Here is a 13,435-nt window from a genome sequence, read left to right on the forward strand (position 1 = left end):
GCATGGATCTTCATAAGGAATTCGAGCGAAGCATTTTCTTTCACCAGGCACGTATTGACCGACGCTCTGCCGATGCATTGGTCGGGATTACCGCCGGCTTGACGGCTGATGGAAAAATCAACCAAAGGGAAGCCGAGTTTCTCAAAACTTGGATAGAGACCCATCTGATACAACTTGAAGATCCGGTCGTTAACATTCTTTATCAACGTCTCGCCAATATGCTGAGCGACGGTGTGCTGGATGAAGATGAGTCGAACGAGCTATTGGAAATGCTGCATCAATTCTCGGGCCTTCCAATTGGGGCGCCTCAGCGCACGACAGGCGTTAGCAGCCTGCCGTTGAACGACCCGGTTCCTGAGCTCGATTGGCAGGGCAGGGTTTTCCTGTTTACAGGAGTCATGGCATACGGCCCTCGCAAAGACTGCGAGTCGCTCGTACTCGAACGAGGAGGCGTGATCGGAAACTCTGTTAGTAAAAAAGTCCATTTCCTGGTGGTGGGCAGCATTGGCAATGAGCAGTGGCTCCACAGTTCCTACGGTACGAAAATCAAGAAAGCAGTGGCGTTGCGAAACAGCGGCGTTCCCATCGCAATCATCAGCGAAAGCCACTGGCAACAGGTGGTGTTCGGTTGAATCCCATCATTTCCATCCTCATTCACGTCCCAGACTGGCGCACCGCAACCGACGGGCTAGACAAGTCAGGCAACTGACTTCAAGCGTGCAATGCACCGTCATCGGCTTGAGCTAGAGTTCCAGCAACGTTGGCCTGACCCTGACCTGTGGCGAGCAAGCTCGCTCGCCACAGGTATCTATCGTTCGATCAATCATTTGGTATTTACACCATGAACCCACTCGCCCAGCTGCTCTACGTGCGCACCTCCATGCTCGACGTGGCCTATGAAGCCCACGGCCCCGAAGGCGGCGCGCCGATTATCCTGCTGCACGGTTTCCCCTACGACCCGCGTGGCTACGATGACATCGCGCCGGTGCTGGCCGAGCGTGGCTACCGCGTGCTGGTGCCTTACCTGCGCGGCTATGGCCCGACGCGGTTTATCAATGAGCAGGTCATGCGCTCCGGCCAACAGGCGGCGTTGGCCAAGGATTTGCTGGACTTCATGGATGCCCTTCACATCCCGCAAGCCACTTTGGCGGGATATGACTGGGGTGGCCGCGCCGCGTGTATCGTCGCCGCGCTGTGGCCCGAGCGCGTACGTGGGTTGGTGACGGGAGATGGCTATAACATTCAGGACATCGCCAACTCACTCAAGCCGGGTGCGCCCGAGACAGAGCATCGCTTGTGGTATCAGTTTTACTTTCACACCCAGCGCGGTGTGGACGGTTTGACTGCCAATCGCCGCGAGCTGTGCGAGCTGCTGTGGAAGCTGTGGTCGCCGACCTGGGCCGAAGGACCGAGCCTCTACGCCAAGACCGCGCCGTCATTTGATAACCCGGATTTTGTCGAGGTGGTCATTCACTCCTATCGCCATCGCTTCATGTACGCCCCCGGCGACCCGGCGTTGGAAGCCATCGAACAGGCACTGGCGCTGCAACCGCCGATCTCGGTGCCGAGCATTTCGCTGTGCGGTGCCGATGATGGCGTCGGCCCGGCCCCGGTCGAGGACGACGATGTGGCGTGCTTCAGCGGCGAGTATCGGCGCCAGGTGTTGCCGGGCGTTGGCCACAATGTGTTCCAGGAAGCGCCGCAGGTGACCCTTGAGGCGCTGTTTGAACTGCTCGCTCACGACACCGGCGAAAAGCGTTCGCGGTAAGCCTGGGGCGTCACCGATAACGCGCGCAGAAAGCTGCGGCGCAAGGTTTCTTCGCAGCCGAACCCGCACTGCACGGCAATGCGTTTGATGGACGCCGTGCTGTCGGCCAACTGCCGCCGCGCCGTTTCCACGCGGATCAGTTCGACGGCGCGTGCCGGGGTTTGGCCGGTTTCGGTGCGGTAGTGGCGCACAAAACTGCGCTCGCTCATGCCAGCCTGGGCGGCCAACGTGGCGATGTTCAAATCCAGGGTAAGGTTTTCGGCCATCCAGGCGTGCAAGTCGGCAAAACGGCTGTCGCCCTTTTGCAGCGATAACGTCGCGCTGAATTGCGATTGCCCGCCCGGACGCTTGAGGAACACCACCAAATGCCGCGCCACTTCAAGGGCGACGGCGCGGCCCAGGTCTTCTTCCACCAGGGCCAGGCACAGGTCGATGCCGGCGGTGACACCGGCGGAGGTCCACACCGCACCTTGCTGGATAAAGATCGGGTTGGACTCCACCGTCAGCGCGGGAAACTTGCGCGCCAGCTCTTCACAGCGCGTCCAGTGGGTGGCCACGCGGCAGCCGTCGAGCAAGCCGCTGGCGGCGAGCAAAAAAGCCCCGGTGCACACCGACGTCATGCGCCGTGTGTGCCTGGCCTTTTCGCGCACCCACTGCACCAACGCGGGGTCTTCGGCAGCGCCATACACGCCCCAACCGCCTGCGATCACCAATGTGTCGCAGGGTGTATCCAGCGCGGGCAGCGGCTCGGCCACCAACGCCAGGCCGGCGGAGGTCATCACCGGCGCATCCTGCGCGGCGACCACCGAAACCGCGTAAGGCAACGGCAGGCCGCGCTGGCGCGCCAGGTCATTGGTTGAGGCGAACACCTGCAACGGCCCGGTCACGTCGAGCACTTGGGCATTTTCAAAAGCGAGAACGTGGATGATCCGGGTCATGATTGGCGTGATTTGTGGGCTCAATGGCGTATTCGCCAAAGCCTAGGCCTCTACAGTGAAGCCGTCCACCCCTTTATCGGAGCTTGATTCATGACCTTGCAGATCGGTTTTCTGTTGTTCCCCGGTATCCAGCAGCTTGACCTTACCGGCCCCTATGACGTGCTGGGGTCGCTGCCGGATGTGAAGCTGCACCTGGTGTGGAAAGACCTGGCACCGATCACCTCCAGCACCGGACTGGTGTTCACTCCGACCATGACGTATGCCGACTGCCCGCGCCTGGATGTGCTGTGCGTGCCCGGCGGCTCCGGCGTCGGTGCCTTGATGGAAGACCCGCAAACACTCGACTTCCTCAAAGCCCAGGCGCAGACCGCCCGCTACGTGACCTCGGTATGCACCGGCTCACTGGTGCTCGGCGCGGCCGGTTTGCTGCGCGGCCGTAAAGCCACCACCCATTGGGCTTACCACGACCTGCTCGCCCCGCTGGGCGCCATCCCGGTGCAAGCGCGCGTGGTGCGTGACGGCAACCTGTTCACCGGTGGCGGGATTACTGCGGGGATCGATTTTGCGTTGACCCTGGCCGCCGAGCTGTACAGCGAAGCCGCCGCACAGCTGGTGCAACTGCAGATCGAATACGCGCCGGCACCGCCGTTTGACGCGGGCAGCCCGAGCACCGCGCCTGAACATGTGCTGGAAGAAGCCCACAAGCGCACGGCGGAATCGCGTCGGGTGCGCGGTGAAATTGTGGCGCGGGCGGCGGCGCGGTTGGGCTGATGGCACCTGCGCAGCAAATTCTGTGGCGGTAGTGCTGTAATGGCGGTGGGTCAGGCAGGCCGGGACATAAACGCCAACCGCGCCGCCAATAGCGTCAGCACGGTCGCCAGGCCCCATTTCTGCAGCCTGGCGCTGTGGCTGCTGCCCGCAAACACTCGGCTTATCGCCCCGCCAAAAATGCCCAGCAAGGCGTGGAAAACCCCGGCGATCAGGGTCAGAACGCCGCCCAGCACCCACAGCTGCACCGCAATGGAGCCGGCCTCGGGCCTGACGAATTGGGGCAGAAACACCATGAAAAACAGCAACGCCTTAGGGTTGAGCAAACTGTTGAGCATGGCCTGCACAAACACATGCCGTAAACGCACGCGCTGGACCTGGCTCATGTCCAGGCCGGTGTTTTTTTGCAAGGTCTTGAACACCAGCCACAGCAGGTAGATCACCCCGGCGTAACGAATCAAATCAAACGCCGGCGGCCAACTGGCGACCAAGGCGGTGACCCCACTGGCCGTCAAGGCGGTCAACAGCAAATCCGCCACGCAGATCCCCAGGCTTGAAGCCACGCCACCGCGCCAGCCATAACTCACGCCATGGCTGATCACAAACGCCATGTTCGGCCCCGGCGACAGCAGCAACAGCAAAACAGCGCCGGAAAACACCGCAAGGGTTGCAAGGTCCATCATGCTCAAGCCCTCCACCAGAGAAAGCCTGCAGATTAAACGGCGCGCCGTGCGGCAACAAAAAATTGTGCTGGATACATTCTTCGCCAACGGTCATGTCGGGTGATTGCTCATTGCCACAACCAACGATTAGAATGCGAAACATTATCAATAAGACCCTGCGTCAGGATGCCCCTGTTGAGCGACCATCCTCTGGACTCTGCCGCTATCGGCCAGCTCTACCATGCCCATTCTTCCTGGCTGCGCGGCTGGTTGAGCCGGCGCACGGGCTGTCGTGAACATGCCGCTGACCTGGCGCAGGAAACCTTTGTGCGGCTGCTCCACGCGCGCAAACAACAGACCTTGCAACAACCGCGCGCCTACCTGAGCAGCATTGCGCGCAGCCTGATGATCGACCAGTACCGGCGCCGCGAGCTGGAGCGCGCCTACCTTGAAAGCCTGGCGCACTTCCCGCAAGTGGATGTGCCGTCGGAAGAAACCCGCCTGTTGATCCTTGACAGCCTGGAGCGCATCGACCGCTTGCTCGACCAGCTCAAGCCACGGGTGCGCGAAGCGTTTTTGCTGGCGCAACTGGACGGCCTGACCTGCGCACAAATTGCCCTGCGTTTGGGCGTGTCCAAGGCCACGGTTGAGCGCGACCTGGCCAAAGCCCTGCATGCCTGCTACCGGTTACGTTATGCCGAACTTTGACCCGCGCCTGGTCGACCAGGCCATCCAGTGGATGATCCGGCTGCGTTTCAACATCGCCGATGACGTCAGCACTGCTGCGTTCGAACAGTGGCTGCAGAGCAGCCCCGAGCACCAACGGGTGTGGCAACGGGTGGCCACCATGAGCGATGAGTTCAGCCACGTGCCCGCCGGTGCCGGGCGCCATGCCCTCAACGGCGCACGCCAACGCATCAGTCGCCGTGACACCTTGAAGGTGCTGGGCCTGTTTGCCGGCGCCGCCGGCCTCGCCTGGCTCGGGCGCGACCACACGCCCCTGCCGGTGTTGATGGCCGACTACCGCACCGCCACCGGTGAGCGTCGTTGGGTGACACTCAACGATGGCAGCCAGATCCAGCTCAACAGCGCCAGTGCGATCGACGTTGCGCTCAGTACCGAACGGCGCCGGGTCCGCCTGCGCCAGGGTGAAATGCTGATCAACACCGGCGCCGACAGTCGACCGTTCTGGGTACAAACCCGTGACGGCTACCTGCGTGCCCTCGGCACGCGCTTTCTGGTACGCGAAGAAGGCCAAGGCACGTTGCTCGCCGTGCAACAAGGCAGCGTGGCGGTGTATGCCGACCTGTACGACAGCAGCGCGCGCCAACTGATCAACCCCGGCGAACAGGTGCTGTTCGACCGCACCCATCTGCGCCCACCGATCGCCAACGGCCTGGATCCCTGGGCCTGGAGCGACGGCGTGATCAGCGCCCACAACATGCGCCTGGATGATTTCCTCGCCGAGCTGAGCCGCTACCGCAACGGTTTGGTGCGCTGCAGCGAGGCCGTGGCCGGGTTGCACGTATCGGGCACTTACCAGTTGGATGACACCGACCAGGTGCTCAACCTGGTGGCGCAGTCGCTGGCGGTCAACGTCACCTATCGCAGCCGTTATTGGGTGACGGTTACGTCCCGCGCTTAGTGCATAAAAAATAAATGAGGTTATTTCTCATTGCCGCTCGACCTGTAAGGAAAGGCCGATCAACAGGCCGGTTCTGTTCACTTCCTTAAAGGAGCATCCCGCGGTCATGCAAGCGTTCCCTTCCCAACGTTCCCCCCTCAAGCGCGCGGTGCAGGCCGCCCTGCTGGGCGCCTGCCTGAGCGGCGGCGCCCTGCCGCTGGCCGTGATGGCCGAAACACTCGCCAACGACACCCAGGCACGCGATTGGCAGATTGCCCCAGGTGCGCTGGCCAACGTGCTGGACCAGTTCGCCCGCCAGGCCGGCATCAGCCTGTCCTACGACGCTACCAGCGTCGCCAACAAGTCGAGCCCAGGCTTGAACGGGCGCTATGAGCGCGAGCAAGCCTTGGGCGAACTCTTGCGTGGCCACGGCTTGCAGGCACAACGTCAAGGCGCAAGCACTTGGCTGCTATTGCCACACATCGCCGAGACCGGCGCGCTGAACCTGGGCGCCACCACCGTCACCGGCGAGCGTCTGGGTGCCACCACCGATGGCAGCGGTTCCTACACCACGGGCGCGGTCACCATCGGTAAAGGTCAACACAGCCTGCGGGAAACCCCGCAATCGGTCAGTGTGATGACCCGCCAACTGATGGACGACCAGAACCTCACCACCATCGAAGACGTGATGGAACACACCCCGGGAATCACCGCCTACGCATCCCCCATGGGCGGTAAATATTTCTATTCCCGTGGCTTCAAGATGCTCGGCCAATACCAGTACGACGGCGTACCGCTGGACATGGGCAAAGACTACGTACAGGCCGACAGTTTCAGCGCCAACATGGCGATCTACGACCGCGTGGAAGTGCTCAAGGGCGCAGCCGGCATGCTCAAGGGTGCCGGTACCGCCAGTGGTGCCGTCAATTTTGTGCGTAAACGCCCCCAGGCCAAGCCGACCTCCAGCCTGTCGCTGGCCGCTGGCACCTGGGACAACTACCGGGCCGACGTCGACACCGGCGGCCCCTTGAATGACAGCGGCACCGTGCGCGGCCGCGCGGCATTCAGCCAGCAGGATCGCGGTTCCTACATGGATATTTCCAAACGCAAGGACCAGGCCTTCTACGCCGCGCTGGATGTCGACCTCAACCCCGACACCACCCTGGGGCTGGGCGCCAGCTACGAAGACATCGACGCCAGCCCGTGCTGGGGCGGTCTACCGCGTTACAAGGATGGCAAGAGCGCCAAATTGAGCCGCTCCACCTGCCTTGGCCAATCCTGGAACGACTGGCAAAGCCAGCGCGCCACCTTCTTCGCCGACCTCACCCACCACTTCAACGACGACTGGCAACTCAAGGTCGCCGCCGTGCATAGCCGCAACCTGCAAGACACCAAGTACGCCGCCAGCGAAGGCACTATCGCCTATGGTGATCCCGCGCCCACTGCCAATTCCTACGCCGCGCTGATGGACTACGATCACAAGGACTTCGGCCTCGACGCCTACCTGGACGGCAAGTTCGAAGCCTTCGGCCTGGCGCATGAACTGATCATCGGCGCCAACGGCAGCCGTGGCACTCAGGACGACGTCTACGCGATCCGGAATCTGCCGACTCGCCAGAGCATCTATCAACCCGACCACCACTTCCCGGAGCCGGCCAACGACACCTTCTGGCCGAATATGTACCGGGGCGGTACGGTCAAGGAAACCGCCACCCAATACGGCGCCTACGCCACCTTGCGCCTGCGCCTGGCCGAACCGTTGATGCTGGTTCTCGGCAGTCGCGTCAGTTGGTATGAAAACCGCCGTGAGTCCTTGAACCTGGCCTGGGGCGAGTGGGCCGACCAGGATGCGCGCACCAAGGAAACCGGGGTGGTCACGCCGTTTGCCGCGCTGATCTACGACCTCAATGACAACCTTTCGGTGTACGCCAGCTACGCCGATATCTTCCAGCCACAAAGCTCCTACGCCACGGTCAGCGGTTCGGCCCTCAAGCCGAAAATGGGTGAGAATTATGAGCTGGGTATCAAGGGCGAATGGTTTGACGGGCGCCTTAACAGTTCCCTGGCGCTGTTTCGCGCCATCGAAAAAAACGCCGCCCAAACCGATTTCATCACCCGCTGCGGCAGTTCCTCCGACGGCTACTGCTACACCGACACTGGCAAAGTTCGCGCCCAAGGGGTCGAGGCCGAGCTGAGCGGCGAATTGCTTGAACGTCTGCAAGTGTTTGGCGGCTACACCTACACGCAAACCAAAAACCTGAAGAACATCGACAGCGCAGCCGAAGGCGCGGTGTCCAACACCTACGTACCCCGGCATATGCTGCGTTTATGGGGCGACTACCAATTGGACGGTGCACTGTCAAAATGGACAGTGGGCGCAGGGGTCAACGCCCAGAGCAGTAACTACCGCCTGCAAACCATCAAACTGGAGCAGGCCGGGTATGCGTTGTGGAATGCGCGCATTGCGTATCAGGTGGACGACACCTGGACGGTGGCGCTCAACGGCAACAACCTGTTCGATAAAAACTACTACCAGACCGTGGGTACCTCAGGCTGGGGTAATCTTTATGGAGAGCCGCGCAACCTCACGCTGAGCCTCAAAGGCAACTTCTAAACATCACCAGTCCTTGCACCAGAGCCGGCAAGCCGGCTCTGGTTCGACAACCCCCCTTCCCCCGCCCTGCTTCTGTCAAAAAAAGCTTTTTTCGCTGGCAGGCAAATCCCCACGTTTGTTCCTACACTCCAAAAAGCCATCATCGATTCTCGATTTTTCTGAAAACACGGCCTCCAATGTCAATAAATCGTCATACCATGGGTCTCATGAGAGCCATTGAGGGCGACGGCGAAAAAAAGCCAAAACATTGACACGGAACCTCAAGGAAGCCACTATTTAGCCATCATTCCGTAAATTCCTGCGTCTGAACAGGCATTACGTATTACCCAGCAACTGCAGTTGTTCGATTTGCACCACTTGTAAAGCAAACCTGCCTTATGGATGAGCAAAACGAACAGGAACGTTCTGGTGGTGTATTGAGGATCTGATCTATGCGCGGTAAATCGTCGGTCGATAGCCTGTTTTTGACTCGTCCCGGTTTCGTTGAGTTTTTTGTCGTCTTCGTCAAACTGATCCACGGCCTCACTGCTGTGGTGCCGGCAATTATCCTGTTGTTCTACCCGGAACCTGTCGCCGAGCACATGCGCAACCACTACCTGGGCCTGCTGGTATTCTTTGCGCTCTTGACCATCATTCTGTTCCAGGCCCTGGGGGTGTACTCCGAGGATCTGTTCAGCAATCGCCTGCGTTTTCGCGTGATGCTGGTGGCCTGGGTCTCGGCGTTTTGCATCTTGCTGTTCATGTACCAGATCCTGCTGCTGTTCCCACAGTTGAGCCCACGCAACCTGACGGCCTGGTTCTCCATGAGCCTGGTGCTGTTTGGCGTGGAGCGGATATTGATGCTGCGCCTGTATCGCCATTTGATGAAGAACGGCAAGTTCTTGCAACGTACGGTGATCCTGGGCTTTACCGAGACGGCGGTGCATGTGGCTGAACACCTGTCGCGCAACAGCGATATCCGTTCCGGCCTGATCGGCTTTATCGACGACCGTACCGAGCGCATTCCCAAGGAATTGAGCCGCCTGCCCTTGCTGGGCAATACCCGCGACCTGGAAAAGCTGATCCGCTCCGAACAGGTCAGCCAGGTCATGATCACCCTGCCCTGGGCCGCAGAGCAGCGTATCAACGGGCTGGTCAAGCGCCTGCGGCAGATGTCGGTGAACGTCATGCTGGTGCCCGACATGGCTGCCTTGCGTTATGGGCATAACCGCATCACCGATGTGGGCGGCATCCTGATGTTCAACACCTCGCAGTTGCCGCTGCGCGGCTGGTCGCCCTTTATCAAGCGTTGCGAAGACCTGCTGCTGGCCAGCATCGGCCTGTTGTTGCTGTCACCGGTGATGCTGGCGACGGCCATCGCGATCAAGCTCGATTCCAAGGGCCCGGTGCTGTTTCGCCAGAAGCGCTTTGGCTACAACGACAACCTGATCCGGGTGTTCAAGTTCCGCTCGATGTACGTCGAACAGACCGACCTGAACGCCGAGAACCAGACCACACGCCAGGACCCGCGCATCACCCGGGTAGGCAGGATCATTCGCAAGACCAGCATCGATGAGCTGCCACAACTGTTCAACGTGCTGCTGGGCAATATGTCGATGGTCGGCCCGCGCCCTCACGCCACGGCCACCAAGGCCGCCGGGGTTCCGTTCGAGCAAGCGGTCAGCGAATACAGCTCACGCCACCGGGTCAAGCCAGGCATCACCGGCTGGGCACAGATCAATGGCTACCGTGGCGAGACCGACACCCTGTTCAAAATCCAGAAGCGAGTCGAATACGACCTGGAATACATCGCCAAATGGTCGGTGTGGCTGGATCTGTACATCGTTTTCATGACGGTTCCGGCCGTCCTTTCCACCAAGGAAGTCTATTGATGAACCCTCTTAACGGATTGATCCCGTGCATCATCTCCGGTGGTTCGGGCACGCGGCTGTGGCCGGTTTCGCGGCAGAACATGCCCAAACCCTTCATGCGCATGCGCGACGACCAGAGCCTGCTGCAAAAGACCTTCCTGCGCGCCAGCCACTTGCCAGGGGTGGAGAGCATCCTGACGGTAACCAACCGCGACCTGCTGTTTCGCACCCTCGACGACTACCGCGCGGTGAACACCCAGCGATTGGCCCTAGAGCTGCTGCTGGAGCCGTTTGGACGTAACACCGCCGCCGCCATCGCCGTGGCCGCCTTGCATGTGCAGGAGCATTTCGACGCTGAAGCGCAGTTACTGGTGATGCCCGCCGACCACCTGATCCTTGATGAAGCGGCCTTCGCCCAAGCGGTAGAAAAAGCCCGCGCACTGGCCGAGGCCGGTTACCTGGTGACCTTCGGCATTCAGCCTGACCGTGCCGAAACCGGCTTTGGCTATATCGAACAAGGCGCAGCGTTAGGGGCCGGGTTTCAGGTCCGGCGCTTTGTCGAGAAGCCCGACCTGGCCACCGCCCAAGGCTATTTGGACGGCGGCAAGCACCTGTGGAATGCCGGCATGTTCTGCTTCAAGGCTGCCAGCCTGTTGGAAGAATTGGCCAGCCACGCCCCGGCAGTCCTGGACGCTGCCAAGGCCGCACTCGAGCACAGCCAGAGCCTGCAGAACAGCAGCAGTCGCCAGCGTGAACTGAGCCCGGAAGGTTTCAGTACCGCGCCGGACATCTCCATCGACGTGGCCCTGATGGAAAAATCCGCAAAGGTCGCGGTCGTGCCCTGCAACATTGGCTGGAGCGATATCGGCTCCTGGGAAGCGCTGCGCCAACTCACCCCCAGTGATGACAATGGCAACCAGATCAATGGCGAGGCGATCCTGCACGACGTGCATAACTGCTACATCGACTCGCCCAAGCGGGTACTCGGTGCAGTGGGCGTGCGCGACCTGATCATCGTCGACACCCCGGACGCACTGTTGATCGCCGACGCCCACCGCAGCCAGGACGTGCGCTATATCGTCGCCGAACTCAAGCGCCAGAATCACCCGGCGTTCAGCCTGCATCGCACGGTCACCCGCCCGTGGGGCACCTACACGGTGCTGGAAGAAAGCACGCGCTTCAAAATCAAGCGCATTGTGGTCAAGCCCAAAGGCTCGCTGTCCCTGCAAATGCACCATCACCGCAGCGAGCATTGGGTAGTGGTCAGCGGCGCAGCGATGATCACCAATGGCGAGCGCGAGATCCTGCTCAACATGAACGAGTCCACCTACATTCCCGCCGGCCACAAACACCGCCTGACCAACCCCGGCATCATCGACCTGGTGATGATCGAGGTACAGAGCGGTGAGTACCTGGGCGAAGACGACATCGTGCGTTATGACGACATCTACGGCCGCGCTCCGGTGGAAGTGAAACCCTGATGCGCACGTCCCTGATCATCCCCACCCGCAACGCGGCCAGCCATCTGGACCGCCTGCTGCCAGCGCTGCGCATGCAGACCTTGCAACCGGACGAGATGCTGGTGGTCGACAGCGCATCGAGCGATGACACCGTGGCGCGCTTTCGCGAGTTTGGCGCGCGTGTGGAGGTGATTGATGCCCGTGACTTCAACCACGGCGGCACACGGCGCTGGGCCAGTGAACAGGTGGGCGGCGACGCTTTGATCGTCATGACCCAGGACGCGATCCCCGCCACGGCCGAGACCTTCACCAACCTGATCGCCGAATTGCAACGGGAGCCGCTCAATGGCGTGGCCTACGGCCGGCAACTGCCGCACCCCGGTGCAGGGGTGCTGGGGGCACAGTCGCGGCACTTCAATTACCCGGCGGCCAGCCGCAGCAAAAGCCTGGCCGATGCACCGCAGCTAGGGATCAAGACCTGCTTCAGCTCCGACTCGTTTTCGGTGTACCGGCGCAGCGCCCTGCAGGCGGTGGGTGGTTTCCCCCAGGATGTGATTGGCAGCGAAGACGCCTACGTCGCCGCACGCATGTTGCTGGCCGGCTACCAGGTGCGCTACGCCGCCAGCGCGCAGGTGTATCACTCCCATGATTACCGCTTGCTGGACGAGTTCAAGCGCTACTTCGATATCGGTGTGTTCTACGGCCGCGAGGCGTGGATTCGCCAGGCGTTCGGCGACGCCGGCGGCGAAGGTAAACGTTATGTGCTGGCCGAACTGCGCGCATTGCGCGAGGCCAACGCGCTGCACCGCGCGCCGGAAGTGGTGGTGCGTAGCGCCTTTAAATTGCTGGGTTATCGCCTCGGCCACCTTGAACGCCACTTGCCCAACGCGCTTAAACGGCGCCTGGGCATGTTTTCCACCTACTGGACTTGAGCCGTCATGAAGACTACCAACCGACGTTCCCGTCTTACCCTGCTCAGCCTCTTGAGTGCCTCAATCTGGCTGGCGGGCTGTTCGACCCCCGCGCGGGTGCCGCTTCCTGACAACAATACGCTCAAGGCCGGCCATCAAGCGGCGCTGACCCTGGCCGACCTGCCACCGCCGCAGGTGCTGATCCAGACCGGCGACTCGCTGCGGATCGTGCGCGATGCCCAGGAGCCGGCGGCGGCCGATGACATGACCGTATTCGTCGTGCGCCCCGACGGCGTGATCTCGGTGCCCAATATTGGCCGGGTCAAGGCCGCCTTGCGCACGCCCGAAGACCTGGGCAAGGAAATCACCGAGAAGTACAAGCGCATCTACCGCGAACCGGCGGTGACGGTGAACATCGCCAGCGCGCCGAGCAACAAGGTGTTTATCGGCGGTGCGGTGTCCAACCCGGCGTTTTTCGACTTGGCCGGCAACGTCAGCGTCGAGCAGGCGCTGCTCAGTTCCGGTGGTGTATTGCCCTCGGCGGATGCCTCCAACGTGGCCTTGCTGCGCACCGGGCCAGATGGCAAGTACAGGACGTACTTCATCAGCCTGGAAAGCATGTTGACCAACCCCAATCACCCGCGGGTGGCGTTGCAGCGCGGCGACTTGATCTTTGTGCCGCAGTCGGGCATCGGCGCGACGGTGGAGGCCGTGGATATGTACTTCACCAAGCTGTTTCCGGTTAACAAAGGGGTTGGACTGGGCTTGAATTATCAGCTCAACAACAAGTCCGGCGATACCACTTACAACATCAGGCCATGATCATGACGCAGGCTTTTT

At 61.2% G+C, this 13,435-nt stretch carries 12 protein-coding genes; 10 read left to right on the top strand and 2 right to left on the bottom strand.

Translation table 11 applies throughout. From position 1 onward, the window contains the following. The first annotated feature begins 2 nt into the window (after nt 1–2). A complete protein-coding gene (locus AB4P96_RS21585; protein WP_138452028.1) occupies nt 3–632 on the top strand; it encodes a BRCT domain-containing protein in 630 nt (209 codons plus the stop codon). Between the two features lie 209 nt (nt 633–841). Beyond that, nucleotides 842–1,768 (top strand): alpha/beta fold hydrolase, encoded by a 927-nt coding sequence (locus AB4P96_RS21590; RefSeq protein ID WP_099550087.1) that lies wholly within the window; start codon nt 842–844, stop codon nt 1,766–1,768. Here the strand turns inward: AB4P96_RS21590 and AB4P96_RS21595 are convergent. After that, the gene (locus AB4P96_RS21595) at nt 1,738–2,706 is read right to left on the bottom strand and encodes a GlxA family transcriptional regulator (RefSeq protein ID WP_017135325.1); all 969 of its coding nucleotides are present in this window, start codon (nt 2,704–2,706) and stop codon (nt 1,738–1,740) included. The two genes, AB4P96_RS21590 and AB4P96_RS21595, sit on opposite strands and share 31 nt — an antisense overlap. Before the next feature lie 90 nt (nt 2,707–2,796). On the opposite strand from AB4P96_RS21595, the gene inhA reads away from it, so the two are divergent. Continuing rightward, nucleotides 2,797–3,477, top strand: coding sequence for an isonitrile hydratase (gene inhA, locus AB4P96_RS21600; protein WP_170040665.1), 681 nt, complete (start codon nt 2,797–2,799; stop codon nt 3,475–3,477). 50 nt (nt 3,478–3,527) lie between these two features. Here the strand turns inward: inhA and AB4P96_RS21605 are convergent, their stop codons facing one another. Next, nucleotides 3,528–4,157 (bottom strand): LysE family translocator, encoded by a 630-nt coding sequence (locus AB4P96_RS21605; RefSeq protein WP_395600070.1) that lies wholly within the window; start codon nt 4,155–4,157, stop codon nt 3,528–3,530. Nucleotides 4,158–4,322: 165 nt separating this feature from the next. Here AB4P96_RS21605 and AB4P96_RS21610 point away from each other — a divergent pair, with 165 nt between their 5' ends. From AB4P96_RS21610 to AB4P96_RS21640, 7 genes are all read left to right on the top strand, one after another. Beyond that, nucleotides 4,323–4,844 (top strand): sigma-70 family RNA polymerase sigma factor, encoded by a 522-nt coding sequence (locus AB4P96_RS21610; RefSeq protein WP_395600071.1) that lies wholly within the window; start codon nt 4,323–4,325, stop codon nt 4,842–4,844. Beyond that, complete coding sequence (locus AB4P96_RS21615) at nt 4,831–5,781, top strand: FecR domain-containing protein (protein ID WP_395600072.1); 951 nt, start codon at nt 4,831–4,833, stop codon at nt 5,779–5,781. Before AB4P96_RS21610 ends, AB4P96_RS21615 begins: the two co-directional genes overlap by 14 nt. 106 nt (nt 5,782–5,887) lie before the next feature. Further along, on the top strand, nt 5,888–8,374 hold the full coding sequence (locus AB4P96_RS21620; protein ID WP_169987012.1) for a TonB-dependent receptor: 2,487 nt from the start codon (nt 5,888–5,890) through the stop codon (nt 8,372–8,374). Nucleotides 8,375–8,805: 431 nt separating this feature from the next. Further along, the gene (locus tag AB4P96_RS21625) at nt 8,806–10,245 is read left to right on the top strand and encodes an undecaprenyl-phosphate glucose phosphotransferase (protein WP_017135331.1); all 1,440 of its coding nucleotides are present in this window, start codon (nt 8,806–8,808) and stop codon (nt 10,243–10,245) included. Then, a complete protein-coding gene (locus AB4P96_RS21630) occupies nt 10,245–11,705 on the top strand; it encodes a mannose-1-phosphate guanylyltransferase/mannose-6-phosphate isomerase (protein WP_169987010.1) in 1,461 nt (486 codons plus the stop codon). Before AB4P96_RS21625 ends, AB4P96_RS21630 begins: the two co-directional genes overlap by 1 nt. Continuing rightward, nucleotides 11,705–12,616, top strand: a complete 912-nt coding sequence (locus tag AB4P96_RS21635; RefSeq protein WP_017135333.1) for a glycosyltransferase family 2 protein — start codon at nt 11,705–11,707, stop codon at nt 12,614–12,616. Before AB4P96_RS21630 ends, AB4P96_RS21635 begins: the two co-directional genes overlap by 1 nt. Before the next feature lie 6 nt (nt 12,617–12,622). Beyond that, nucleotides 12,623–13,417 (top strand): polysaccharide biosynthesis/export family protein, encoded by a 795-nt coding sequence (locus AB4P96_RS21640; protein ID WP_078820823.1) that lies wholly within the window; start codon nt 12,623–12,625, stop codon nt 13,415–13,417. Nucleotides 13,418–13,435 lie beyond the last annotated feature (18 nt).

This window comes from Pseudomonas sp. B19125 (assembly GCF_044218855.1).
In the GTDB taxonomy this organism is placed as follows: domain Bacteria; phylum Pseudomonadota; class Gammaproteobacteria; order Pseudomonadales; family Pseudomonadaceae; genus Aquipseudomonas; species Aquipseudomonas edaphica.

Coding starts and splice junctions, on each gene's coding strand:
- AB4P96_RS21585 (WP_138452028.1), top strand. CDS start 3: ATGGATCTTCATAAGGAATTCGAGCGAAGCATTTTCTTTCACCAGGCA.
- AB4P96_RS21590 (WP_099550087.1), top strand. CDS start 842: ATGAACCCACTCGCCCAGCTGCTCTACGTGCGCACCTCCATGCTCGAC.
- AB4P96_RS21595 (WP_017135325.1), bottom strand. CDS start 2,706: ATGACCCGGATCATCCACGTTCTCGCTTTTGAAAATGCCCAAGTGCTC.
- inhA (WP_170040665.1), top strand. CDS start 2,797: ATGACCTTGCAGATCGGTTTTCTGTTGTTCCCCGGTATCCAGCAGCTT.
- AB4P96_RS21605 (WP_395600070.1), bottom strand. CDS start 4,157: ATGATGGACCTTGCAACCCTTGCGGTGTTTTCCGGCGCTGTTTTGCTG.
- AB4P96_RS21610 (WP_395600071.1), top strand. CDS start 4,323: ATGCCCCTGTTGAGCGACCATCCTCTGGACTCTGCCGCTATCGGCCAG.
- AB4P96_RS21615 (WP_395600072.1), top strand. CDS start 4,831: ATGCCGAACTTTGACCCGCGCCTGGTCGACCAGGCCATCCAGTGGATG.
- AB4P96_RS21620 (WP_169987012.1), top strand. CDS start 5,888: ATGCAAGCGTTCCCTTCCCAACGTTCCCCCCTCAAGCGCGCGGTGCAG.
- AB4P96_RS21625 (WP_017135331.1), top strand. CDS start 8,806: ATGCGCGGTAAATCGTCGGTCGATAGCCTGTTTTTGACTCGTCCCGGT.
- AB4P96_RS21630 (WP_169987010.1), top strand. CDS start 10,245: ATGAACCCTCTTAACGGATTGATCCCGTGCATCATCTCCGGTGGTTCG.
- AB4P96_RS21635 (WP_017135333.1), top strand. CDS start 11,705: ATGCGCACGTCCCTGATCATCCCCACCCGCAACGCGGCCAGCCATCTG.
- AB4P96_RS21640 (WP_078820823.1), top strand. CDS start 12,623: ATGAAGACTACCAACCGACGTTCCCGTCTTACCCTGCTCAGCCTCTTG.